This window comes from Cupriavidus sp. DF5525, from assembly GCF_040149425.2.
Classification (GTDB): Bacteria; Pseudomonadota; Gammaproteobacteria; order Burkholderiales; family Burkholderiaceae; genus Cupriavidus; species Cupriavidus pickettii_A.
In genome coordinates this window covers 2,334,185-2,356,469 of sequence record NZ_CP168265.1, presented here as the reverse complement: position 1 = coordinate 2,356,469, position 22,285 = coordinate 2,334,185, and the positions used below count along the sequence as shown (strand labels likewise).

General features: G+C 66.9%; 18 protein-coding genes. 5 read left to right on the top strand and 13 right to left on the bottom strand.

Features of this window, described 5'->3' with window-relative positions; all coding sequences use genetic code 11:
* Positions 1-6: 6 nt before the first annotated feature.
* The 6 genes from ABNX08_RS10930 to prpB form a co-directional block, all read right to left on the bottom strand.
* On the bottom strand, positions 7-1,131 hold the full coding sequence (locus tag ABNX08_RS10930; protein ID WP_022535259.1) for an asparaginase: 1,125 nt from the start codon (positions 1,129-1,131) through the stop codon (positions 7-9).
* A gap of 228 nt (positions 1,132-1,359) precedes the next feature.
* On the bottom strand, positions 1,360-2,817 hold the full coding sequence (locus ABNX08_RS10925; RefSeq protein ID WP_022535258.1) for a bifunctional 2-methylcitrate dehydratase/aconitate hydratase: 1,458 nt from the start codon (positions 2,815-2,817) through the stop codon (positions 1,360-1,362).
* A gap of 25 nt (positions 2,818-2,842) precedes the next feature.
* The gene (prpF, locus tag ABNX08_RS10920; RefSeq protein ID WP_022535257.1) at positions 2,843-4,033 is read right to left on the bottom strand and encodes a 2-methylaconitate cis-trans isomerase PrpF; all 1,191 of its coding nucleotides are present in this window, start codon (positions 4,031-4,033) and stop codon (positions 2,843-2,845) included.
* A 133-nt stretch (positions 4,034-4,166) separates the two neighbouring features.
* Entirely contained in the window at positions 4,167-6,794 is a 2,628-nt protein-coding gene (gene acnD, locus ABNX08_RS10915; protein ID WP_022535256.1) for a Fe/S-dependent 2-methylisocitrate dehydratase AcnD, read from the bottom strand.
* Between the two features lie 121 nt (positions 6,795-6,915).
* Complete coding sequence (prpC, locus tag ABNX08_RS10910; RefSeq protein ID WP_022535255.1) at positions 6,916-8,073, bottom strand: 2-methylcitrate synthase; 1,158 nt, start codon at positions 8,071-8,073, stop codon at positions 6,916-6,918.
* A gap of 90 nt (positions 8,074-8,163) precedes the next feature.
* A complete protein-coding gene (gene prpB, locus ABNX08_RS10905; RefSeq protein ID WP_022535254.1) occupies positions 8,164-9,072 on the bottom strand; it encodes a methylisocitrate lyase in 909 nt (302 codons plus the stop codon).
* A 283-nt stretch (positions 9,073-9,355) separates the two neighbouring features.
* On the opposite strand from prpB, the gene prpR reads away from it, so the two are divergent.
* Positions 9,356-11,332 carry a propionate catabolism operon regulatory protein PrpR gene (gene prpR, locus ABNX08_RS10900; protein WP_022535253.1) on the top strand — a complete coding sequence of 659 codons (1,977 nt, stop codon included), beginning with the start codon at positions 9,356-9,358 and terminating at the stop codon, positions 11,330-11,332.
* A gap of 5 nt (positions 11,333-11,337) precedes the next feature.
* On the opposite strand, the gene ABNX08_RS10895 is transcribed toward prpR, so the two are convergent.
* Positions 11,338-12,339: a cysteine synthase A gene (locus ABNX08_RS10895; protein ID WP_022535252.1), complete on the bottom strand. Its 1,002-nt coding sequence runs from the start codon at positions 12,337-12,339 to the stop codon at positions 11,338-11,340.
* 148 nt (positions 12,340-12,487) lie between these two features.
* A complete protein-coding gene (locus ABNX08_RS10890; protein ID WP_022535251.1) occupies positions 12,488-12,781 on the bottom strand; it encodes a putative quinol monooxygenase in 294 nt (97 codons plus the stop codon).
* Positions 12,782-13,012: 231 nt separating this feature from the next.
* Between ABNX08_RS10890 and ABNX08_RS10885 the strand changes: the two genes are divergently transcribed.
* Positions 13,013-14,230 carry an HD-GYP domain-containing protein gene (locus ABNX08_RS10885; protein ID WP_022535250.1) on the top strand — a complete coding sequence of 406 codons (1,218 nt, stop codon included), beginning with the start codon at positions 13,013-13,015 and terminating at the stop codon, positions 14,228-14,230.
* 12 nt (positions 14,231-14,242) lie between these two features.
* Here the strand turns inward: ABNX08_RS10885 and ABNX08_RS10880 are convergent, their stop codons facing one another.
* The gene (locus ABNX08_RS10880) at positions 14,243-15,151 is read right to left on the bottom strand and encodes a LysR family transcriptional regulator (RefSeq protein WP_022535249.1); all 909 of its coding nucleotides are present in this window, start codon (positions 15,149-15,151) and stop codon (positions 14,243-14,245) included.
* Between the two features lie 120 nt (positions 15,152-15,271).
* On the opposite strand from ABNX08_RS10880, the gene ABNX08_RS10875 reads away from it, so the two are divergent.
* Together ABNX08_RS10875 and ABNX08_RS10870 are read left to right on the top strand one after the other, a co-directional pair.
* On the top strand, positions 15,272-15,589 hold the full coding sequence (locus ABNX08_RS10875) for a multidrug efflux SMR transporter (RefSeq protein ID WP_022535248.1): 318 nt from the start codon (positions 15,272-15,274) through the stop codon (positions 15,587-15,589).
* A gap of 124 nt (positions 15,590-15,713) precedes the next feature.
* The gene (locus ABNX08_RS10870) at positions 15,714-17,042 is read left to right on the top strand and encodes a mechanosensitive ion channel family protein (RefSeq protein ID WP_022535247.1); all 1,329 of its coding nucleotides are present in this window, start codon (positions 15,714-15,716) and stop codon (positions 17,040-17,042) included.
* A 3-nt stretch (positions 17,043-17,045) separates the two neighbouring features.
* Here ABNX08_RS10870 and purT read toward each other — a convergent pair whose 3' ends face one another.
* Both purT and ABNX08_RS10860 read right to left on the bottom strand, forming a co-directional pair.
* Entirely contained in the window at positions 17,046-18,251 is a 1,206-nt protein-coding gene (gene purT / locus ABNX08_RS10865) for a formate-dependent phosphoribosylglycinamide formyltransferase (protein ID WP_022535246.1), read from the bottom strand.
* Positions 18,252-18,335: 84 nt separating this feature from the next.
* Positions 18,336-18,824, bottom strand: a complete 489-nt coding sequence (locus ABNX08_RS10860; protein WP_022535245.1) for a hypothetical protein — start codon at positions 18,822-18,824, stop codon at positions 18,336-18,338.
* Positions 18,825-19,027: 203 nt separating this feature from the next.
* Here ABNX08_RS10860 and ABNX08_RS10855 point away from each other — a divergent pair, with 203 nt between their 5' ends.
* Complete coding sequence (locus tag ABNX08_RS10855; protein WP_022535244.1) at positions 19,028-20,008, top strand: SDR family oxidoreductase; 981 nt, start codon at positions 19,028-19,030, stop codon at positions 20,006-20,008.
* A 327-nt stretch (positions 20,009-20,335) separates the two neighbouring features.
* Here ABNX08_RS10855 and ABNX08_RS10850 read toward each other — a convergent pair whose 3' ends face one another.
* Together ABNX08_RS10850 and ABNX08_RS10845 are read right to left on the bottom strand one after the other, a co-directional pair.
* On the bottom strand, positions 20,336-20,668 hold the full coding sequence (locus ABNX08_RS10850; RefSeq protein WP_022535243.1) for a YnfA family protein: 333 nt from the start codon (positions 20,666-20,668) through the stop codon (positions 20,336-20,338).
* A gap of 70 nt (positions 20,669-20,738) precedes the next feature.
* A complete protein-coding gene (locus tag ABNX08_RS10845) occupies positions 20,739-21,908 on the bottom strand; it encodes an MFS transporter (RefSeq protein WP_022535242.1) in 1,170 nt (389 codons plus the stop codon).
* Positions 21,909-22,285: the final 377 nt, after the last annotated feature.

The following is a 22,285-nucleotide window of genomic DNA, read 5'->3' as shown; positions in this document are numbered from 1 at the left end:
ACATCATCAGTACTTCCAGAAGACCTGCTGTAGCGCCTTGCTGTCGTTGGTCTTGGTCAGCGCCAGCGCCATCAGGATACGGGCCTTCTGCGGCAGCTGGTCGTCGGTGACGATCCAGTCGTACTTGTCGTCCGGCTGCTCGGCGTTGCGGATCACCACGCCGCTGCCGGCACGCGACGCGCGCACGATCTGCACGCCCTTGGCACGTGCGGCCTTGAGCGGCTCGACCATGTACTCGCCGACGCTGCCGTTGCCGGTGGCGGCGTAGATGATGGCCTTGGCGCCGCTCTTCACGGCGGCGTCGATGCTGGCCGGGTTGACGTTGCCGTAGGCATAGACCACGGCCACTTCCGGCAGCTTGTCGATCTTGTCGATGTCCCACTCGGTCTGCACGGTGTGCGGACGCGCAGGCAGGCGGTAGTACTGCGAGCGGCCTTCCACCACATAGCCCAGCGGGCCGAACGGCGAGCGGAAAGTCTCGGTCTTGAAGGTGTTGCTCTTGGTGACGTCGCGGCCGGTGTGGATTTCGTCATTCAGCACCACCAGCGTGCCCTTGCCCTTGGAAGTCGGGTTGGAAGCGACCAGCACGGCGTCATACAGGTTGAGCGCACCGTCGGCGCCCAGCGCGGTGCCCGGGCGCATCGAGCCCACCACTACTACCGGCTTGTCGCTCTTAAGCGTCAGGTTCAGGAAGTACGCGGTTTCCTCGATGGTGTCGGTGCCGTGCGTGATGACGATGGCGTCCACGTCGGGCTGCTTGAGCAGTTCCGACACGCGCTTGCCCAGCTTGAGCAGGCGTTCGTTGTTGAAGCTCTCCGAGCCGATCTGGAAGATCTGCTCGCCCTTGACGTTGGCGACCTTCGAGATCTCCGGCACCGAGGCGATGATCTTGTCGACCGGCACCACGGCCGACTGGTAGGCCGCGGTGTTGGTGGCTGCGGCACCGGCGCCGGCGATGGTGCCGCCGGTGCCGATGATGACGATATTGGCCTTGCGGGCTTCAGCCGGTGCCGTAGCGGGGGCTGGGGCGGGCTGTGCGGCGGGGGCGAGCTGCGCGTGGGCGGTGCCGGTGAACAAGCTGGCCGACAGCAGGGCAGCGGCCAGCGTGGTGGCGCGGGCGAAATGTCTCATGATTCTCCTCGGTATATATATACGAACGTGTAGGCACGTATAGGAGCGACACGACATACCTTTTGGGTGGAACGGTGTCGTCCGTGTTCAGTCGATGGCAACTCGCGACGGGCCTGTGTTCCAGGCCTCGGACGGGCAGCGGCTGAGACTATACGTTAGGAGAATTTGGCGCGGGAGGCTCGGCGGAATGGTTATGCCAATTCGGCATGAAGGTGCCTGAGTGATAACTCAAATTGCATACATATCGAGGTACTCATTGACCGTCACCCCTTCCAGCCTGGCCTGGTCGAGCGATACGGCCAGGATGGCCTCTTGCTGCTTCGGCGGAAAACGCCGCGCCAGGTTGCTGCGGAATTTCCCCACCAGCAGCGGGATACCTTCCGCGCGACGGCGCTTGTGGCCGAGCGGGTATTCGACCAGCACCTCGTCAAGCACGGTGCCGTCGTTCAGCGTCACGGTCAGCGCATTGGCGATCGAGCGCTTGTCGGGATCGTGATAGTCGCGCGTCAGCGCCGGGTCCTCGACGCACGTGATCTTGTCGCGCAACACGTCGATGCGCGGGTCGGCGGCGACGTTGTCCTCGTAATCGGCGGCAGTCAGCCGGCCGAACAGCAGTGGCACCGCCACCATGTACTGGATGCAGTGGTCGCGGTCGGCGGGATTATTGAGGGGACCTTTCTTGTCGATGATGCGCAGGCACGCCTCATGGGTGCGGATGGTGATCGCGGCGATATCGGCGGCACTGCGCCCCGCCAGCGCCAGCGAGCCATGCAGGCGCATGGCGGCTTCCACCGCGGTCTGCGCATGGAACTCGGCCGGGAACGAGATCTTGAACAGAATGTTCTCCATCACGTACGAGCCGTAAGGCCGCTGGAACTTGAACGGCTGCCCCTTGAACAGCACGTCATAGAAGCCCCAGGTCTTCGCCGTCAGCACCGACGGATAGCCCATCTCGCCGGTGCGCGCGATCAGCGCCAGACGCACCGCGCGGCTGGTGGCGTCGCCGGCGGCCCAGCTCTTGCGGCTGCCGGTGTTGGGCGCATGGCGATAGGTTCGCAAGCTTTGCCCGTCCACCCATGCCAGCGATACGGCGTTGATGATCTCGTCGCGCGTCAGCCCCAGCATCTGCGCGACCACGGCAGTCGAGGCCACCTTGACCAGCACCACATGGTCGAGCCCGACCTTGTTAAACGAGTTCTCCAGCGCGATGCAGCCCTGGATCTCATGCGCCTTGATCATGGCCGTCAGCACCGCCTTCATCGTCAGCGGCTTGCGGCCGGCGGCGATGTTGTTGCGCGAGATCCAGTCGGCGGTGGCGAGGATGCCGCCGAGATTGTCCGATGGATGGCCCCATTCGGCCGCCAGCCAGGTGTCGTTGAAATCCAGCCAGCGGATTATCGTGCCGATGTTGAACGCGGCCTGGACCGGATCGAGCTGGAACTGGGTGCCGGGCACGCGCGCACCGTTGGGCACGATCGTGCCGGGGACGATGGGGCCGAGCAGCTTGGTGCAGGCCGGATAGGACAGGGCTTCGAGCCCGCAACCGAGCGTGTCGATCAAACAGTTGCGGGCGGTATCGTAGGCGAGGCCGCTCTTGATCTCGTAGCGCGTGACATAGTCGACGATGTCGACCAGTACCTGGTCCGGATCGGGGCGTTTGGCGGACGGCGTGTCAGTAGCAGACATGAGCAGCCTCGCGAGGTGGCTTAGATCAGAACGCGTCGCCGGGCACACGCACCCAGCCTTCCATCAGTACGCGCGCGCTGCGGCTCATGATGGCCTTCTTCACCACCCATTCGCCATCCACCTGCTGCGCCTCGGCGCCCACGCGCAGCGTACCGGACGGATGCCCGAAACGCACCGCGCTGCGCTCGCCACCGCCGGCGGCCAGGTTGACCAGCGTGCCGGGGATCGCCGCAGCGGTGCCGATCGCCACCGCTGCCGTGCCCATCATGGCGTGGTGCAGCTTGCCCATCGACAGCGCGCGCACCAGCAGGTCGACATCAGCCGCAGCGACCTTCTTGCCGCTGGAAGCGACGTAGTCCACCGGCTTGGCCACAAAGGCGACCTTGGGCGTGTGCTGGCGCTTGGCGGCCTCGTCCACGTCCTTGATCAGGCCCATGCGCAGCGCACCGTAGGCACGGATCGTCTCGAACATCGCCAGCGCCTTGGTGTCGCTGTTGATGGCGTCCTGCAGCTCGGTGCCGGTGTAGCCGATGCTCTCCGCGTTGACGAAAATGGTCGGGATGCCGGCGTTGATCATCGTTGCCTTGAGTGTGCCCACGCCCGGCACTTCCAGGTCGTCGACCACGTTGCCGGTCGGGAACATCGCGCCGCCGGCACCTTCTTCCTCGGCGGCCGGGTCCATGAATTCGAGCTGCACTTCGGCGGCCGGGAAGGTCACGCCGTCCAGCTCGAAATCACCAGTTTCCTGGACTTCGCCATTGATGATGGGCACATGGCCGACGATGGTCTTGCCGATATTGGCCTGCCAGATGCGTACGATCGCGACGCCGTTCTGCGGCACGCGGCCGGGATCGACCAGGCCCGCGCTGATGGCGAACGGGCCGACCGCGGCAGACAGGTTGCCGCAGTTGCCGCTCCAGTCGACAAAGGACTGGTCGATCGAAACCTGGCCGAACAGGTAGTCGACATCGTGGTCGGGGCGCGTGCTCTTCGACACGATCACGGTCTTGCTGGTGCTGGAGGTGGCACCGCCCATGCCGTCGATCTGCTTGCCGTAGGGGTCGGGGCTGCCGATCACGCGCATCAGCAGCGCGTCGCGGGCCGGGCCGGGGACCTGCGCGGTCTCGGGCAGGTCCTGCAGACGGAAGAACACGCCTTTGCTGGTGCCGCCACGGATGTAGGTGGCGGGGATTTTGATCTGGGGTACGTGGGCCATGGGAATCTTTGTCCGGGTTAGGCCAGGGGGCCTTGTCACAGCTTAGGAATCAATCCTGGGAGAAGCAAAGCGCGGCGCTTGTTTTCTCCCCTCTCCCGCAAGCGGGAGAGGGGAGAAAACCATCGGCTTCTGCTTACGCGGCAGCCTTCGTCGACTCCAGGAAGTCTTGCGCAAACCTCTGCAGCACGCCACCGGCCTCGTAAATCGACACTTCCTCATCGCTGTCCAGGCGGCACGTCACCGGCACTTCCACACGCTCGCCGTTCTTGCGATGGACCACCAGCGTCAGCGTCGCACGCGGCTGGCGTTCGCCGATCACGTCATAGGTCTCCGTGCCATCCAGCCCCAGCGTCAGCCGGTTCACGCCCGCCTTGAACTCCAGCGGCAGAACACCCATGCCGATCAGGTTGGTGCGGTGGATGCGCTCGAAGCCCTCGGCGACGATGACTTCCACGCCGGCCAGGCGCACGCCCTTGGCGGCCCAGTCGCGCGACGAGCCCTGGCCATAGTCCGCGCCGGCGATGATGATCAGTGGCTGCTTGCGGTCCATGTAGGTCTCGATCGCTTCCCACATGCGCACGACCTTGCCTTCCGGCTCGATGCGCGCCAGCGAACCCTTCTTGACCTGGCCGTCGATCACGGCCATTTCATTGATCAGCGTCGGGTTGGCGAAGGTGGCGCGCTGCGCGGTCAGGTGGTCGCCGCGGTGAGTCGCGTACGAGTTGAAGTCCTCTTCCGGCAGGCCCATCTTGGCCAGGTATTCGCCGGCAGCGCTGTCGAGCAGGATCGCGTTGGACGGCGACAGGTGGTCGGTGGTGATGTTGTCGCCCAGCACCGCCAGCGGACGCAGGCCCTGGAGCGTGCGCTCGCCGGCCAGCGCGCCTTCCCAGTAGGGCGGGCGGCGGATGTAGGTGCTCTGCGGGCGCCAGTCGTACAGCGGCGCGGCGCTCTCGCCGGTTTCCGCGGTCAGCGCGAACATCGGTTCGTAGACCTTGCGGAACTGCTCGGGCTTCACGCTTTGCTTGACGATCGCGTCGATCTCTTCGTCAGTCGGCCAGATGTCCTTCAGGTACACCGGCTTGCCGTCCTGGTCCGTGCCCAGCACGTCCTTCTCGATGTCGAAGCGGATGGTGCCGGCGATGGCGTAGGCGACCACCAGCGGCGGCGAGGCCAGGAAGGCCTGCTTGGCGTACGGGTGGATGCGGCCGTCGAAGTTGCGGTTGCCGGACAGCACAGCCGTGGCGTACAGGTCGCGGTCGATGATCTCTTGCTGGATCTTGGGATCCAGCGCGCCGGACATGCCGTTGCACGTGGTGCAGGCAAAGGCCACGATGCCGAAGCCGAGCTTTTCCAGGTCCGGCAGCAGCCTGGCTTCTTCCAGGTACAGCTCGACGGCCTTGGAGCCGGGCGCCAGCGACGACTTGACCCACGGCTTGCGCGCCAGGCCACGCGCATTGGCGTTGCGCGCCAGTAGGGCGGCGGCGATCACGTTGCGCGGGTTGCTGGTGTTGGTGCAGCTGGTGATGGCGGCGATGATCACCGCGCCGTCCGGCATCAGACCTTCGGCTTCCTGCGCGCGGGCCTTGTCCAGGTCCACGGCGATGCCGCGCTCGGCCAGGGCGGAGGTCGGCAGGCGCTTGTGCGGGTTGGACGGGCCGGCCATGTTGCGCACCACGCTCGACAGGTCGAACTTCAGCACGCGCTCGTACTCGGCGTTCTTCAGCGAATCCGCCCACAGCCCTGCAGTCTTGGCATACGTCTCGACCAGCTTGAGCTGCTCGTCGGTTCGGCCGGTCAGGCGCAGGTATTCGATGGTCTGCTCGTCGATAAAGAACATCGCCGCGGTGGCGCCGTATTCGGGGGCCATGTTGGAGATGGTGGCGCGGTCGCCGAGCGTCAGGCTCGAGGCGCCTTCGCCGCGGAACTCCAGGTAGGCGCCGACCACTTTTTCCTTGCGCAGGAATTCGGTCAGGGCCAGCACGATGTCGGTGGCGGTGATGCCGGGCTGGCGCTTGCCGGTCAGCTCCACGCCGACGATATCCGGCAGGCGCATCCACGAGGCGCGGCCGAGCATCACGTTTTCGGCTTCCAGGCCGCCCACGCCGATGGCGATGACGCCCAGCGCATCCACGTGCGGGGTGTGGCTGTCGGTGCCGACGCAGGTATCGGGGTAGGCCACGCCGCGGCCGTTACCATTCACTTCGGCGTGGATCACCGGCGACATCTTCTCCAGGTTGATCTGGTGCATGATGCCATTGCCCGGCGGGATCACATCGACGTTCTTGAACGCCTTCTTGGTCCAGTCGATGAAATGGAAACGGTCTTCGTTGCGCCGGTCTTCGATGGCTCGGTTCTTGGCGAAGGCATCGGGATCGAAGCCGCCGCATTCCACCGCCAGCGAGTGGTCGACGATCAGCTGCACCGGCACCACGGGATTGACCTTGGCGGGGTCGCCGCCCTGGTCGGCAATGGCGTCGCGCAGGCCGGCCAGGTCGACCAGCGCGGTCTGGCCCAGGATGTCGTGGCAGACCACGCGCGCGGGGAACCACGGGAAGTCCAGCTCGCGCTTGCGCTCGATCAGTTGCTTCAGCGAATCGGTCAGCGTGGCCGGGTCGCAGCGGCGCACCAGGTTTTCTGCCAGCACGCGCGACGTGTACGGCAGCTTGTCGTAGGCACCCGGCTGGATGGCCTCGACCGCGGCGCGCGCGTCGAAGTAATCCAGCTTGGTGCCCGGTAGCGGTTTGCGGTTTGCAGAATTCATGGTGTAGGGAATCAATATTGGTATGAAAAAGGGGTAGTGGCCCGGTGTCAGCGACCAACTACCCCCTTGCCCGCAGGCTCGGATCAATGCAACCCGACGCGGAGCAAACCGGCAGCCGGTCTTACTTGCGATCCTTGATCGGCACGAACTTCAGGTCCTCCGGACCGGTGTAGTTGGCGCTCGGACGAATGATCTTGTTGTCGATGCGCTGCTCGATGATGTGCGCGGCCCAGCCCGAGGTACGCGCAATCACGAACAGCGGCGTGAACATCGCCGTCGGCACGCCCATCATGTGGTAGCTCACCGCGCTGAACCAGTCCAGGTTCGGGAACATCTTCTTGATGTCCCCCATCACCGTTTCCAGGCGCTCGGCAATATCGAACATCTTCATCGAGCCGGCATCCTTCGACAGCTTCCGGGCCACTTCCTTGATCACCTGGTTGCGCGGGTCGCTGATGGTGTACACCGGGTGGCCGAAGCCGATCACGACTTCCTTGTTCTCGACGCGGCGGGTGATGTCGGCCTGCGCTTCATCCGGGTTGTCGTAGCGCTTCTGGATCTCGAAAGCCACTTCGTTGGCGCCGCCATGCTTGGGCCCGCGCAGCGCGCCGATCGCACCGCAGATGGCCGAGTACATGTCCGAGCCCGTGCCGGCGACCACGCGCGCGGCGAAGGTCGAGGCGTTGAACTCGTGCTCCGCGTACAGGATCATCGACGTGTGCATGGCGCGCTCCCACAGCTCCGACGGCTTCTCGCCGTGCAGCAGGTGCAGGAAGTGTGCGCCGATGGAGTCATCGTCGGTTTCCACCTCGATGCGGCGGCCGTTGTGGCTGTAGTGGTACCAGTACAGCAGCATCGAGCCGAAGCTGGCCATCAGGCGGTCGGCGATATCGCGCGCGCCCGGGGTGTTGTGGTCTTCCTTCTCCGGCAGCACGGTGCCGAGCACCGACACGCCGGTGCGCATCACGTCCATCGGGTGGGCGCTGGCGGGGACCCATTCCAGCGCGGCCTTGACGTTGGCGGGCAGGCCGCGCAGGGACTTGAGCTTGGCCTTGTAGGCGGCCAGTTCAGCCTTGGTCGGCAGCTTGCCGTGCACCAGCAGGTGGGCGATTTCCTCGAACTCGCAGGTGTCGGCGATATCGAGGATGTCGTAGCCGCGGTAGTGCAGGTCGTTGCCGGTACGGCCGACCGTGCACAGCGCGGTATTGCCGGCGGTCACGCCCGACAGGGCGACGGATTTCTTGGGCTTGGGAGCGGCGAGCGGTTGCGCTTCGGACATCTGGGTCTCCTTGTGTGATGCCTGTATGTTGTTGGCCGGTTCCGGCCAAACGGCCGGAGCATGCCCGGCCGTGCCTGTGTCTGTCTTGTCTTACTTGCCCTTGCCTTGCGCGAACAGGGCGTCGAGCTTTTGCTCGAAGTCGTGGTAGCCGATGCTCTCGTAGAGCTCCGAGCGGGTCTGCATGGTATCGACCACGTTCTTCTGCGTGCCGTCGCGGCGGATGGCCGCGTACACATTTTCTGCCGCCTTGTTCATGGCGCGGAAGGCCGACAGCGGGTACAGCACCATCGACACCCCGGCGCCGCCGAGTTCATCTGTGGTGAACAGTGGCGTGGCGCCGAATTCAGTGATATTGGCCAGCACCGGCACCTTCACCGCGTCGACAAACTTGCGGTACATGCCGAGGTCGGTCATGGCTTCCGGGAAGATGGCGTCGGCGCCGGCTTCCACGCACGCCACGGCGCGCTCGATGGCCTTGTCCAGGCCTTCCACGGCGAGCGCGTCGGTGCGGGCCATGATGACAAAGTTCTCGTCGGTGCGGGCGTCGACGGCGGCCTTGATGCGGTCGACCATTTCACCCTGCGTGACGATTTCCTTGTTCGGGCGGTGGCCGCAGCGCTTGGCGCCGACCTGGTCCTCGATATGCATGGCCGCGGCGCCGAACTTGATCAGCGACTTGGTGGTGCGGGCCACGTTGAAAGCCGAGGCGCCGAAGCCGGTATCAACGTCCACCAGCAGCGGCGTGTCGCACACGTCGGTGATGCGGCGGATGTCGGTCAGCACGTCGTCCAGGTTGGAGATGCCCAGGTCGGGCAGCCCCAGCGAGCCGGCGGCGACGCCGCCACCCGACAGGTAGATGGCACGGTAGCCGGCACGCTTGGCCAGCAGGGCGTGGTTGGCGTTGATGGTGCCGACCACCTGCAGCGGATGCTCGTCGGCAAGCGCCTGGCGGAAACGGGCGCCAGCGGAGCGCGCGAGGTCGGAAGCGGAGTAGGTCATTGGCGTATGCGTTGGGTGAACAGGACGAGCCAATATCGCAAGGGGTGTGCCAGCCTTTGCGCCGGCTGCCATGAAATCTCTCCAGCCCTTGCCAGTACTGGGCTGGCGGGCATGGTGCCAAACTTGCCGCATTGTCGCATGCCATGATTTAGCCACATTTGCATTTCACGGCCGCAAATGTGGATTTCAAAGTTGAAATCCGGCCCGGGGTGGCGGACAATGTGCCAGCACTGTACGCCTGTTCGCCACGCGTTTCACCACGCTTCACACGCCGCATCGCACCATGAGCCCTCCCGCCTCCACATCCGCCCGCCCGCGCATCTGGGCCATCGGCATCAGCCGCCTGGCGCGCGCCTTCGCCGACCTGATCCCGTCCTATGCCGCCCGCGCGGAATTCCGCATCCTCGGCAAGGGCTACGAAGCTGCCGCCAGCGCGGTAGCGCGCGAAGCCCGCGAAGGGCGCCTCGACGTGGTGGTGGCCGGTGGCTCCAACGGCGCCTACCTGCGCCAGCACGTGGACGTGCCGGTGGTGCTGGTCAAGGTGACCGGCTTCGACGTAATGAGTGCGCTGGCCACCGCGCGGCGCATCTCCCCGCGGGTCGCGCTGGTGACGCATGCCTCGACGTATGCGGAGGTCGACGAGTTCGTGCGCGCCTTCTCCCTGTCGATCCCGGCCTACACCTACCTGACCGAGGATGACGCGGTGGCGCGCGTCAAGGCGCTGAAGCAGGAGGGCATCCAGGTCGTGGTCGGCCCCGGCCTGGTGACCGACCTGGCGGATCGGTACGGCCTCACCGGCGTGTTCCTGTACTCGGGCAACTCGGTGCGCATGGCGCTGGAGGACGCGATCGAGGCCGCGCGCCTGCGTCGCATCGAGGCCACCCGGCGCGACTACGTCAACACCATCCTGGTGCACCTGAACGAGGGCGTGGCGGCGGTCGACGCGGAAGGACGGATCCAGTCGTTCAACCCGGCGATGGAGCGCTTCCTCGGCACCTCGGCCGCTGCTGCGGTGGGCCGCAAGCTGCAGACGCTGGCCCCCAGCCTGGCGCTAGAAGGCGTGATGCAGAGCGGCGACAAGGAGCTGGAAGCGATCCACAAGCTCGGCGACAAGATGGTGGTGGTCAACCGCATCCCTATCGTGAGCGAGGCCGGCACCACCGGCGCGGTGCTGACCATCCAGGACGCCAGCGCGATCCAGCGCGTGGACCGCAACCTGCGCTCGCGCAGCCGCGCGCGGCCGGCGGGCGTGCGCTACAGCCTGGACGACCTGGCCGGCACCTCCGATGCCATGACCGAGTTGCGCGAGCTGGCGCGGCGCTATGCCGCGGTGGACTCGACCGTGCTGATCGGCGGCGAGAGCGGCACCGGCAAGGAAGTGCTGGCGCAGGGCATGCACGATGCCAGCCCGCGCCGCGCCTTCCCGTTCGTCGCGGTCAATTGCGCGGCCTTCCCGGAAGCGCTGCTGGAAAGCGAACTGTTCGGCTACGAAGAGGGCGCCTTCACCGGCGCGCGCCGTGGCGGCAAGGCCGGCCTGTTCGAATCGGCCCACAACGGCACGCTGTTCCTCGATGAAGTTGGCGACATGCCCTCCGCGCTGCAGACGCGCCTGTTGCGCGTGCTGCAGGAAAAGCAGGTACTCCCGATCGGCGGCCTGGATGCGGTGCCGGTCAACGTACGCGTGATCGCCGCCACCCACCGCGACCTGGTGGCGCTGGTGCGCGACGGCACCTTCCGCCAGGACCTGTACTACCGCCTCAATATCCTGCGCATCGAAATGCCGCCGCTGCGCGAGCGCACCGAAGACCTGCCCGAGCTGGCCGAACTGCTGTATCGGCGCGCACAGGACCGCTTGGGGATGGAGCGTCCCCAGCGCCTGCCCGCCGCGGCCCGCGCCCGGCTGGCGCGCTACGGCTGGCCCGGCAATATCCGCGAGCTGGAGAACGTGACCGAACGGATTGCCGTGCTGGTGGCCGGGCGCAAGCTGGAAGCCGATGCGCTGCTGCGTGAGTTGCAGGCTGCGGCGCCGGAGCTGTTCGGCGGGGACGGCGGGCAGGAGCTGCCGGATGCGCCAGCCGGGCCTGCCGCCCGAACCGGTCCCGCCCGCACCCCGGGCCGCTCGCTGGCCGGCGTCAAGCAATCCAGCGAGGTCGATCATATCCGTCGCGTGCTGGCCGAGTGCGGCGGCGACCGCACCGCCGCCTGCCATATCCTCGGCATCAGCCCGACCACGCTGTGGCGGCGGCTCAAGGCCGCCTAGCGCGGCTACACCACAGGACCGACGCGCCGGAACGGGATCGGCTGCAACCCCTTGCTGGCCAGCCAGGCTTCGTTGAACAAGCGGCCGATATACAAGTCGCCCCGGTCGCACAACAGCGTGACGATGGTATGCCCGGGCCCCATCTCGCGCGCCAGCGCCACTGCGGCGCCCACGTTGATCCCTGACGACCCGCCCAGGAACAAGCCTTCCTCGCGCAGCATCCGATAGACCATGTCAACGCAGGTCTGGTCGTCGATCCGCACCGCATCGTCGATGGGCGTGTCCTGCAGGTTGGCGGTGACGCGGCTGGTGCCGATGCCCTCGGTGATCGAACTGCCCTCGGCCTTGAGTTCGCGGTGCTTGACGAAGTGATAGAGGGCGCTGCCTTGCGGGTCGGCCAGCACGATGCGCACGCCGGGCTTGTGTTCCTTCAGGTAACGGGCAATGCCGGCGAGCGAGCCGCCGGTGCCGGTGGAGCAGGTAAAGGCGTCGATGCGCCCGGTGGTGGCGTGCCAGATCTCGGGGCCGGTGGTTTCGTAGTGGGCCTGGCGGTTGGCCAGGTTGTCGAACTGGTTGGCCCAGATTGCGTTGTCGGTCTCCTCGGCCAGCCGGCCGGCGATCTTCTGGTAGTTGCCGGGGTCGGCATAGGGCTTGGCCGGGACCGGGCGGACCTCGGCGCCCAGCATGCGCAGCCGCTCCATTTTCTCGGGCGACTGGGTGTCGGGGATCACCACGATGCAACGGTAGCCGCGCGCCGCGCACAGGTGGGCCAGGCCGATGCCGGTATTGCCGGCGGTGCCTTCGATCACCGTGCCGCCCGGCTTCAGTAGTCCGCGCCGCTCGGCGTCGCGGATGATATACAGCGCCGCGCGATCCTTGACCGAGCCGCCGGGATTCAGGAATTCCGCCTTGCCGTAGATGTCGCAGCCGGTTTCCTCGCTCACCCCGGCCAGTCGGATCAACGGCGTGTGGCCGATGGTGCCGGCAAATCCATCCCTGACTTCCATGATGCACTCCCGCCGGGGCCCTTCCGGGCGTCAATCTGTGTGATAGACCGGGGCGGCGCGAATGACAAGCGGCCGGAGGAGCGAAATCCGGGCCAGCCGGGCCGGCCGGGGTGGCGCGCATGGCGCCTGGGGAAAGGGCGGAGCGCCGTCAGGCGGCGTTGAGCCAGCGAAAACTGAAGTCGCCCTCGACGAAATCCCGGCGCGAGGCGTGGAAATCGCGCATATACGGCCGGTTCAGGTGCGATTCGAGCGCGCGCTTGGAATCCCAGACCATGTAGATCACGAAGACCTGCGCGTCTTCGGCGTCCTGCCCGACGTGGTAGTCCAGGCAGCCGGGCTCGGTCAGCCCGCGCGAGCGCAGCGAGGTGAGCTGGGACACCAGCGCCTCACGGCGATGGGACTTGGCGCGGGCGATGCCGACTAGCGTGTACGTTCCGGACATGGGTGAACGGGGGCGACTGGCTGGGGCGTCTGGTGAGCACTGGGCCAGCCATTGTAGCGCGGGCATTGCTGGCGCCTGCAATGCCCGAGAACACCGTCCGGACATTCGCGCGCCGCTTGACAAGGCCCCGCGGCACAGTTCTCCCCCCCCAAAAGAGGGGCTCAAGGCGCGCCCAGGGCTGCCGTTAATCCGTTCCGACAAGAAGAAAACCAATTTTCGAGGGGGTCTAGCATGCTCAGGCGCATCCGGTCGGAACAATTGCAGGTGGGAATGTTTGTCGCCAGGCTCGGCGGCCCATGGATCAACCATCCGTTCTGGCGGGCAAAATTCCTGGTCAGCCATGAAGACCAGATCCGGCAGATCCGGTCCGCCGGCGTCCAGGAAGTCTGGATCGATATCCTGAAGGGCCGCAGCCTGCCGCCGCCCGAGGCGGCCGACGCGCCGGTCGCGCCGGTCGGGGGCACCATTCCTGAGCCCTTGCCCGCAACCCCGCCACAGCCCGCCGCGTCGCTGGAAGGGGAAATCGGCCGCGCGCGCGAGCTGCTGCAATCCGGCAAGAGCGTGGTCGGTTCGATGTTCGCCGCCGTGCGCATGGGCCGGGCGCTGGAGGTCGACGGCGCGCTGCTGCTGGTCGATTCCGCCTCGCGCTCACTGTCCCGTCACGGGCAGGCACTGCTGGCGCTGGCGCGTCTCAAGGCCCGCGACGACTACAACTACCTGCACGCCTTTGCCGTCTGTGCACTGATGATCGCCGTCGGCCGCACGCTCGGCCTGCCCGACGAAGAAGTGCGCGAACTCGGCCTGGCCGGGCTGGTGCACGACATCGGCAAGCTGACGCTGCCCGAAGCCGTGCTGCTCAAGGCCACCGCTCGCACGGCCGAGGAGGAGGAGGCCTACCGCCGCCACCCGTCAGCCGGCTACCGCATCCTGAACGAGGCGCGCCTGTATTCCAACATCCCGCTCGATGTCTGCGTCCACCACCACGAGCGCGTGGATGGCCGTGGCTATCCCTTCGGACTGGTCGGGCACGAGCTCAGCGTGCACGCCAAGATCGCGGCGATCTGCGACGCCTACGATTCGCTGACCTCCGCGCGCCCGGGCCACAAGGAATGGTCGCCGGCGCGCGCGATGGAATACATGGCCGTGCGCGTCGACACGCTGTTCGACCGGCGCGTATTCAAGGCCTTTAGCCGCACTGTTGGCATCTATCCGCTTGGCACCGTGCTGCGGCTGCGCTCCAACCGGCTGGCCGTGGTGTGCGCGCAGAACGAGGCGGACCCGTTGCGGCCGCGGGTGATGGCGTTTTATTCGGTGTCGCAGTCCAGGCCGGTGCCTACCGAACTGATCGACCTGCGCCACAGCGATGAGACAGTGGTGGCGTTTGAGAATGCGGCGGAGTGGGGGTATTCGGATGAGCAGTTGATGGCGATGTACACCACGCTGTCGTAGCGTTTTAGGTTCTCATCGCTGCAGCCACGGCGAGGCGCGCAGTCTTTCGTAGAGGAAATCGTTGAAGGCCCGCACCCGGGCGCTGTGGCGCAGGTCCGGGTGGGTCAGGATCCACAGGGTCGTGTCGAGTGCCGGCTCCGGCGGAGCCAGCCGGACCAGTTGCGTATCGCCCTCGGCCAGCAGGCATAGCAGCATGCCGGCTCCCATACCGTGCCGTACCGCCTGGGCCATTGCCATGAGGCTGTCGGCGCTGACCAGGCGGCGCGATTCCGGCACGTGTTCCATGGTCCAGCGTGCCTGCGCCAGGTGTGCCAGTGCATCGTCTGGCACTACCCAGTCGTAGCGTCCCCAGTCCGACGCTACCGTTCCCCGTCGCGCCGGCTTCTGCTGCGTTTGCTTCAGGTATTCACGTGAAGCGTATGGCGCGGTCTGGAGCAAACCAACCTGCCTGCCAACCAGAAACTCCGGCACCGCATTCGCCGGCCGTATCGCCACGTCTGCTTCCCGCCGGCTCAGGCTCAAGAAACTGTTATTGACCACGATCTGCAACTGGATCCGCGGATGCATGGCCCGAAACTCGGCAAACAGCGGCATCAGTAACCCACTCAGCAGCGTGTCAGTGGTCGTCACCCGCAACGGTCCGCTCAACTGGCTATCAAGCCCCGACAACTGCCTTTGCGCAGCATCGATCTGTTCGCCGACTCCCGCAAGCCGATGTGCCAGCGCTTCGCCGGCTGCAGTCATCGCATAGCCGGTGGGATGGCGCTCGAACAGCAGGGTTCCGAGGACCTCTTCCAGCCGCGCCAGGCGGCGCAGCACGGTGGAATGATTGACATGCAGCGCCCGCGCCGCCCCGGCGAGGGAACCGGACTGGCCAACGGCGAGGAAATACTTGAGGTCGTCCCAGTCTGCTTCCTGCATGTTTGCATAACTCCTTTGCAAAAACCGCCAGTTTCTGTGCCGATTCGCACAGCCTACAGTGCCCAGGGCAGCCCAGGCAATAGGCGCGGCGGGCGGCGAACCGGACGAAAGGAAATGACGATGGCGTGGATGCTGCTGGGCCTGGCGGGCCTGATCGAGATCGTGATGGCGCTGGCCCTTAAACATACCGACGGGGGGACGCGGCCCGGTCCGACGGCGTTGGGGATCGGGGCGGCGCTGGCCAGCATTTTCCTGCTCAGCGCGGCGCTGCGGCACTTGCCGGTGGGGACGGCCTACGCGGTGTGGACGGGGATCGGGGCGATCGGGGTGACGCTGGTGGGCATCCTGTTCCTGGGCGAGAGCGCTGCGCCGATGCGGCTTCTGCTGATCGCGCTGATCTTCATCGGGATCGGTGGTCTGAAGTTGCTGCCGGCGTGAGCCAACGGGACGGGGCGACGTAGGAAAATGGCCAGGCACTACCCGGATTCACGGTGTGTCGGACACGTTTTGTACACTTACACTTTGCTATCCGGCCGGTTGACCAGCCTCCGTCGCCCCCTTTATGAATTTCGATGCCCCGCTGGAGCTGTTCCAGCAACGTATTCCGGCCCATCCGTGGGCCCAGCTTGCGCTATCCCTGCTGGTACTGGTGCTGATTGCAGTGCTGGCGCAATGGCTATTCGGCCATGTGATCTCGCGCGTGGGGCATCACATGCTGGCGGTATGGGGCAAGGCGCCCTGGAGCAAGGCGCTGACGCGCCATCGCGCCAACCGGCGCTTTGGCTACGCTGTGGGGTTCGCGGTCATCACCATCGGCATCGGCGAAGTGCCGTACATGGGCCGCTATGCGGTGGCGATCGAGCGCCTGGCGCACGCCGGCCTGTGGATCAGCTTCTTCCTGATGCTGAGCGGGATGCTGGGGGCGTGGCAGGATGTCTACGCCAACACGCGGGAGGCGCAGACGCGCTCGATCAAGGGCTATATCCAGGTGGGCCGGCTGGGCCTGGGGCTGGTATGCGCGGTGCTGGTGCTGTCGATCCTGATCAACCGCTCGCCGCTATGGATGCTGTCAGGCCTGGGTGCGTTGTCCGCCGTGCTGCTGCTGGTGTTCAAGGACACGCTGCTGTCGCTGGTGGCGAGTACGCAGCTGACGTCGAACGACATGCTGCGCATCGGCGACTGGATCGAGATGCCGCAGTGCAATGCCGACGGCTACGTCAAGGACATCGCGCTGCATACGGTCAAGGTGCAGAACTGGGACAACACCGTGACCACCGTGCCGACCTACAAGCTGTTCTCCGAGAGCTACCGCAACTACCGCCAGATGTTCGAGTCCGGCGCCCGGCGCATCAAGCGTACGCTGCGGCTGGATGCCGGCAGCGTGCGTTTCCTGGAGGACCAGGAGGTGCACGCGCTGATGCGCTTCCGGCTGCTGCACGACTACCTGGAGGAAAAGCAGGCCGAGGTCGACGAGGCCAACCGCCTGCTGATCGCCGCGGGCAGCGACCCCGTCAACCGGCGCCGGCTGACCAATATCGGCACCTTCCGCGCCTACGGCATTGCCTACCTGAAGGCGCATCCTGAGATCCACCACGACCTGCTGCTGAACGTGCGCATGATGGAGCCCGACTCGCAGGGTATCCCGGTGGAGATCTACTGCTTTACCGCGCTCACTGCGTGGATGGACTATGAACGCATCCAGGGCGATGTGTTCGACCACCTGCTCGCAATCCTGCCCGAGCTGGGGCTGCGGCTGTACCAGGCGCCGTCAGGGGCGGACCTGAGCGGCGCACGCGTGGCGCCGGTGCTGGCCGCGGCGCAATTGGTGGCAGCGCAGGCCGCGGTGCAGCATGCGCCGGGTCATGCCGCCGCTGGCAACCATCCCGCCTGATTTTCAGCCGACCGCGCGCGGACGCACGCGGCTGGCGGCTTCCTTGGCACGGGTGCGGGCGGTGTCGACATCGTCCGCATACGCCAGCGCCACGCCCATGCGCCGCTTGATGAAGCTCTCCGGCTTGCCGAACAGGCGCACCTCGGTCTGCGGCACGCTCAGCGCCTGGTCCACGCCATCGAAGACCACGCCCTGGGCATCCACGCCGCCGTAGATCACGGCGCTGGCGCCGGGGCTGCGCAGCGTGGTGTCGACCGGCAGGCCCAGTATGGCGCGCGCGTGCAGCTCGAACTCGTTCTGCCATTGCGTGGCCATGGTCACCATGCCGGTGTCGTGGGGGCGCGGGCTGACTTCGCTGAACCAGACCTGCTCGCCCTTGACGAACAGCTCCACGCCGAACAGGCCCATGCCGCCGAGGTCTGACGTGACGGCCTGCGCGATGCGCTGCGCCGTTTCCAGCGCGGCGGGATGCATCGGCTGCGGCTGCCAGCTTTCGACATAGTCCCCGCTGACCTGCACGTGGCCGATCGGTGCGCAGAACTGCGTTTCCACCTGGCCGCTGGCGCCCATCGCGCGCACGGTCAGCAGCGTGATCTCGTAATCGAAATCGATAAAGCCTTCCACGATCACGCGGCCGTGGCTGACGCGGCCGCCGGCCATGGCGTAGTCCCACGCGGCCTTGACGCAGTCGGGGGAGTCGATCTTGCTCTGGCCTTTGCCGGAGCTGCTCATCACCGGCTTGACCACGCACGGGTAGCCGATGCCGCCGTCGATGGCGGCCTGCAGTTCGTCCAGCGAGTCGCAGAACTTGTACGGGCTGGTCGGCAGGCCGAGCGATTCCGCGGCCAGGCGGCGGATGCCTTCGCGGTCCATGGTCAGGCGCGCGGCGCGGGCGGTGGGGATCACCCGCACGGTACCGGCGGCTTCCAGCGTCTCCAGCATGGGTGTGGCGATGGCCTCGATCTCGGGCACGACCAGGTGGGGCTTCTCGGCCTCGATCAGCGCCTTGAGCTGGTCGGGGTCGCTCATGGCGATGGTGCGCGCGTGGTGCGCCACCTGCTGGCCGGGCGCGTTGTCATAGCGGTCGACGGCGATGGTTTCCACGCCCAGGCGCTGCAGTGCGATCAGCACTTCCTTGCCCAGTTCGCCGGAGCCGAGCAGCATCACTTTGGTGGCGGAGGGGGAGAGCGGGGTTCCGAGGGTGGTCATGGCGGCGGGCGGTGGGGCGGTAGGGAAAACCGAGATTGTACGTGTTGCCCGCCGCCCGTGGCGCCGCCGGGGAGGGCGCCCGGATCAGCGCTTGCCGTTGGGGTCGGGGGCGGCGGGCGTGGCGCGCCGCGCCGCGGCGTCTTTCTCGTCTGCGGCTTGGGCCTCTTCAGGGGTGGAGGCGACCCCGTACATGCCGTGGCGAGGCGTGCCGGGCGGCAGGTTGCCCAGGTCCGTCGGCTGGTACGGATGGGGGCCCGGCGGCGGCTGCGACGTCTCGCTGGAGGGATGGGCGCGTCCGGCCACTTTTTCGTCCTGCGTCACGCTGTGGCCGCCGTAGTGGTAGTCGGTCAGTGAGCCCTGGTGCTGGCGCGCCGATGGCGCCGGCGCGCCGGAGGTATCGGCAATGCGCACGGGGAGCGACGGATAGACCTGGTGCGCACCGGCGATGGCCATCTCGGGCGAATCGAAGTCGCCGGCGAGCCGCTGCGGCGCGCCTCTGCCAATGCGTATCTCCAGGTGCCAGCGGCCGTCGTCCGGGCCGCAGACCAGGATTTCCTGTTCGGTCGAGGGCATGACGGGGCCTCCTTGGGTCTAAGCTTGGTTGCATGGTCGAAGCGCGCGCCTCTGGCGCCAGGGGTGCCGGGGCTCGCGCGGTATTGCATGGCAACAGGCAAGTTGTGTTCCAGCGCCGCGGCGCTGGAACGGAACATGCTGCGCAGCCGGCGATACCTTCAGCCTGCATCCCACCTCTGTTCCACTTCCGTGAGAGGCCCGCCATGCCCCCGACCCGACCGCTTACCGTTGTCATCACCGGCGCTTCCAGCGGCATCGGCCTGGCCACTGCACTCGCCTTTGCCAAATGCCATGCACGCGTGGTCCTGTGCGCCCGCGGTGAAGCGCCGCTGGCGCGCGCCGCCGCGGCCTGCCGCGAACTGGGCGCGAAAGCGCTGGCGGTTCCCGGTGATGTCACGCAGCCGGCGGCCATGCACCGCTTGGCCGAGCGTGCGGCGGAGTTCGGCGATGGCGGCATCGATGTCTGGGTCAACAATGCCGGCGTCGGCGCATTCGGTCTGTTCGAGGAAACGCCCGTGTCTGCGCACGAACAGGTTGTGCGCATCAACCTGCTGGGCTACCTGCATGGCGCGCATGCGGTGCTGCCGTTCTTCAAGGCGGCCGGCGAGGGCGTGCTGGTGAATATCGTGTCGTTGGGCGCCTGGGCGCCATCGCCCTACGGCGTGTCGTATACCGCAAGCAAGTTCGGACTGCGCGGCTTCTCCGAGGCCTTGCGCGCCGAACTGGTGGGATGGCCGCGGATCCGCATCTGCGACATCTTCCCGTCCACCGCCGACACGCCGGGCATGCGCCACAGCGCCAACTACACCGGCAAGGCGCTGCGTCCGCCGCGGCCCCTGGTCGATGCCAACTCGGTGGCGCGGGCGGTGCTGCGCGCCGTGGCGGCCCCCGGCTCGCATTCCACTACAGTCGGGATGGTAGCCAGGCTGGCCCGAGCGGCCAACCTGGTGGCGCCGGGCCTGGTGCAGCGCGTTTCCGGCCAGGTCGCGCACCGGCATTTCAGCGGCGCGCACGATACGCCGGTGTCGGACGGCAACCTGTTCCATGCCTCGCTGGGGCACATGTCCATCGGCGGAGAATGGGGATCGCCGCGACACACGCGGCAGTGGTGTATCGCCGGCGCGCTTGTGGCGGGTGCGCTGGCGGGGCTGGCGCTGTGGCACTGGCGCAAGGGGGAGCACTGACCGGCACGTGCCGCCAGATTTACAAAGCAGGGAGTTTCTTACCGCCCGCCGGCAATGCCGCGGCGCCCTTCGCCACAGCGAACCGGCAACCAAGAAAGCGCCCGCGCGAGCGCGGGCGGGAAAAGGCCTGAGGATCCAAGGACCACTCGTTATCCATGCTAGGCGGCGTCCGGCAGGCAGGCATCCCTCATTCGGGTGCGAGGCCACTTTCAGGCCGCGGCCGGGGTGTTTTTGTGCAAGACGCTTATCTCGGCGTGGCCCACAGCAAGGGCCGGAACACGTTATACATCCGGGTCGGCAGCGCCTGGCACTGATCGCTGGCCGTGCTCAGCGGCCTGCCGGCTGTAGCGCGATCACCGCCATGCCGGCTAGCGCGATGGCGGCACCGGCCACGTCCCAGCGCGTCAGCACCACGCCGTCGACAAAACGCAGCCACAGCAGCGCCACCGCGATATACATGCCGCCATAGGCGGCATAGGTGCGGCCCGCCGCGGCCGGATGCAGTGTCAATAGCCATGCAAACAGCCCGAGCGACAGCGCCGCCGGCACCAGCAGCCACAGGCTCTTGCCTTGCCGCAGGACCAGCCACGGCAGGTAGCAGCCGACGATCTCGGCAACGGCCGTCACGGCAAAAAGCAGGGCGATGCGAAGCAGTTCCAAGTCGTGATGGTGGCGGAATGAAAAAGGGGCTCCAGTGCGGGAACCCCGATTCTGACATGGCGCCGCGCGTTCAGGACGTGGCCATCAGCGGCGGGCGCCGTTGCGTGGCCACGGCAAAGGCGATCTGCGCCAGCCCCGCCGCCAGCCCCAGCGCCACGCCGGCCTGCCATGCGACCGTGTACGAGCCGAGCGCGTCATAGACGAGCCCGCCGCCAAAGGCGCCGATAAAGCTGCCGATCTGATGGCTGAAGAACGCCACGCCGCCCAGCATGGCCTGCCAGCGCAGGCCGAAGGTCTCGGCGATCCAGCCCGATACCAGCGGCGCCACGCCCAGCCACAGGAAGCCCATCACGGCGGCGAACACCAGCGTGCTTTCCGGCGTGGGCGCCGACGAGAAGTACCACGTCAGCGCCAGCGAGCGGATGGTATAGATGCCGCCCAGCAGCATCAGCTTGTTGAAGCGCCCGCCGGCCCAGCCGAAGAAGATGCTGCCCAGCACGTTGAAGCCGCCGATCACGCCCAGCGCCTTGGCGCTGAGCATCGGGTCCATGCCGCAGATATCGAGATACGACGGCAGATGCGTGGTCAGGAACACTAGCTGCATGCCGCAGACAAAATACGCCAGGGCCATCACCACAAACGGCGCATGCCGCAGCGCGGTGCCCAGCGCCTGGCGCGCGTTGTCCTGGCCGACGCCGGTCGGTAGGTTCAGCGTCAGCCGGTCAACGCGCCCGGCAAACCATGCGGCCGGCAGCATCACCAGCGCCAGCAGCACGAAAGCCGCCAGCCCGGCGCGCCATCCATACGACTGCGTCACCATCTGCCCGATCGGCGCGGCCAGCAGCGCCCCCAGCGATCCGGCCCCGGACACCAGCCCCAGCACCGTGCTGCGCAGTGCCGCCGGCACCGGCCGTGCCGCCACCGCCATCGCCAGCGCGCTGCCGGTGCAGGCCATCGACGCGCCGATCGCCACGCCCGCACCCAGCGTCACGCCGACCATGCCGTGCGCGGTCGCCAGCAGCACCAGCCCGATCACATACAGCACCGATCCCGCCAGCATCAGCGGCCGGAAGCCGATGCGCGTGGCCCACGCCCCGGCCAGCGGCTGCAGCAGTCCCCAGGCCAGGTTCTGCACGGCAATGGCCACGGTGAAATCCGAGACCGAGATGCCGATGTCGCGCGTCAGCGGCGGCATGAAGATGCCCAGGCTCTGGCGCAGGCCCATGGCCAGGCTGAGCATCACGGAGGCGCCGAGCAGGATGGGCAGGGCCGGGCGCAGGCTGTCGAGGCGGGAGGTTGGAATGGAGGAGGACAAGATGCTTCGTCTCGGTGTTGTCGTTGTTATCGTTGTTGTTCTTCTTGTGAACCCCCGGCCACTCGCGCCGTATTAAGCGAGTGCTGAATATACCGAAGAGTAGGGCGAGGGTATGCCGCGGGCCGCGCCGTGTCAATTTGGCTTTGCGCCGGGCCGCCTTCCGCTTTGCTGAAGCCGTGGGGGCGTGCAGCGCCACGACAGGCCCCCGCGGGCCTGGCCGTCGGCCGGACCCAATGCAAACGGCCGGCTTGCGGCCGGCCGTCCGGAGGCGGAGGGCGCTACATCCGTGCCTTCGGTCAAGC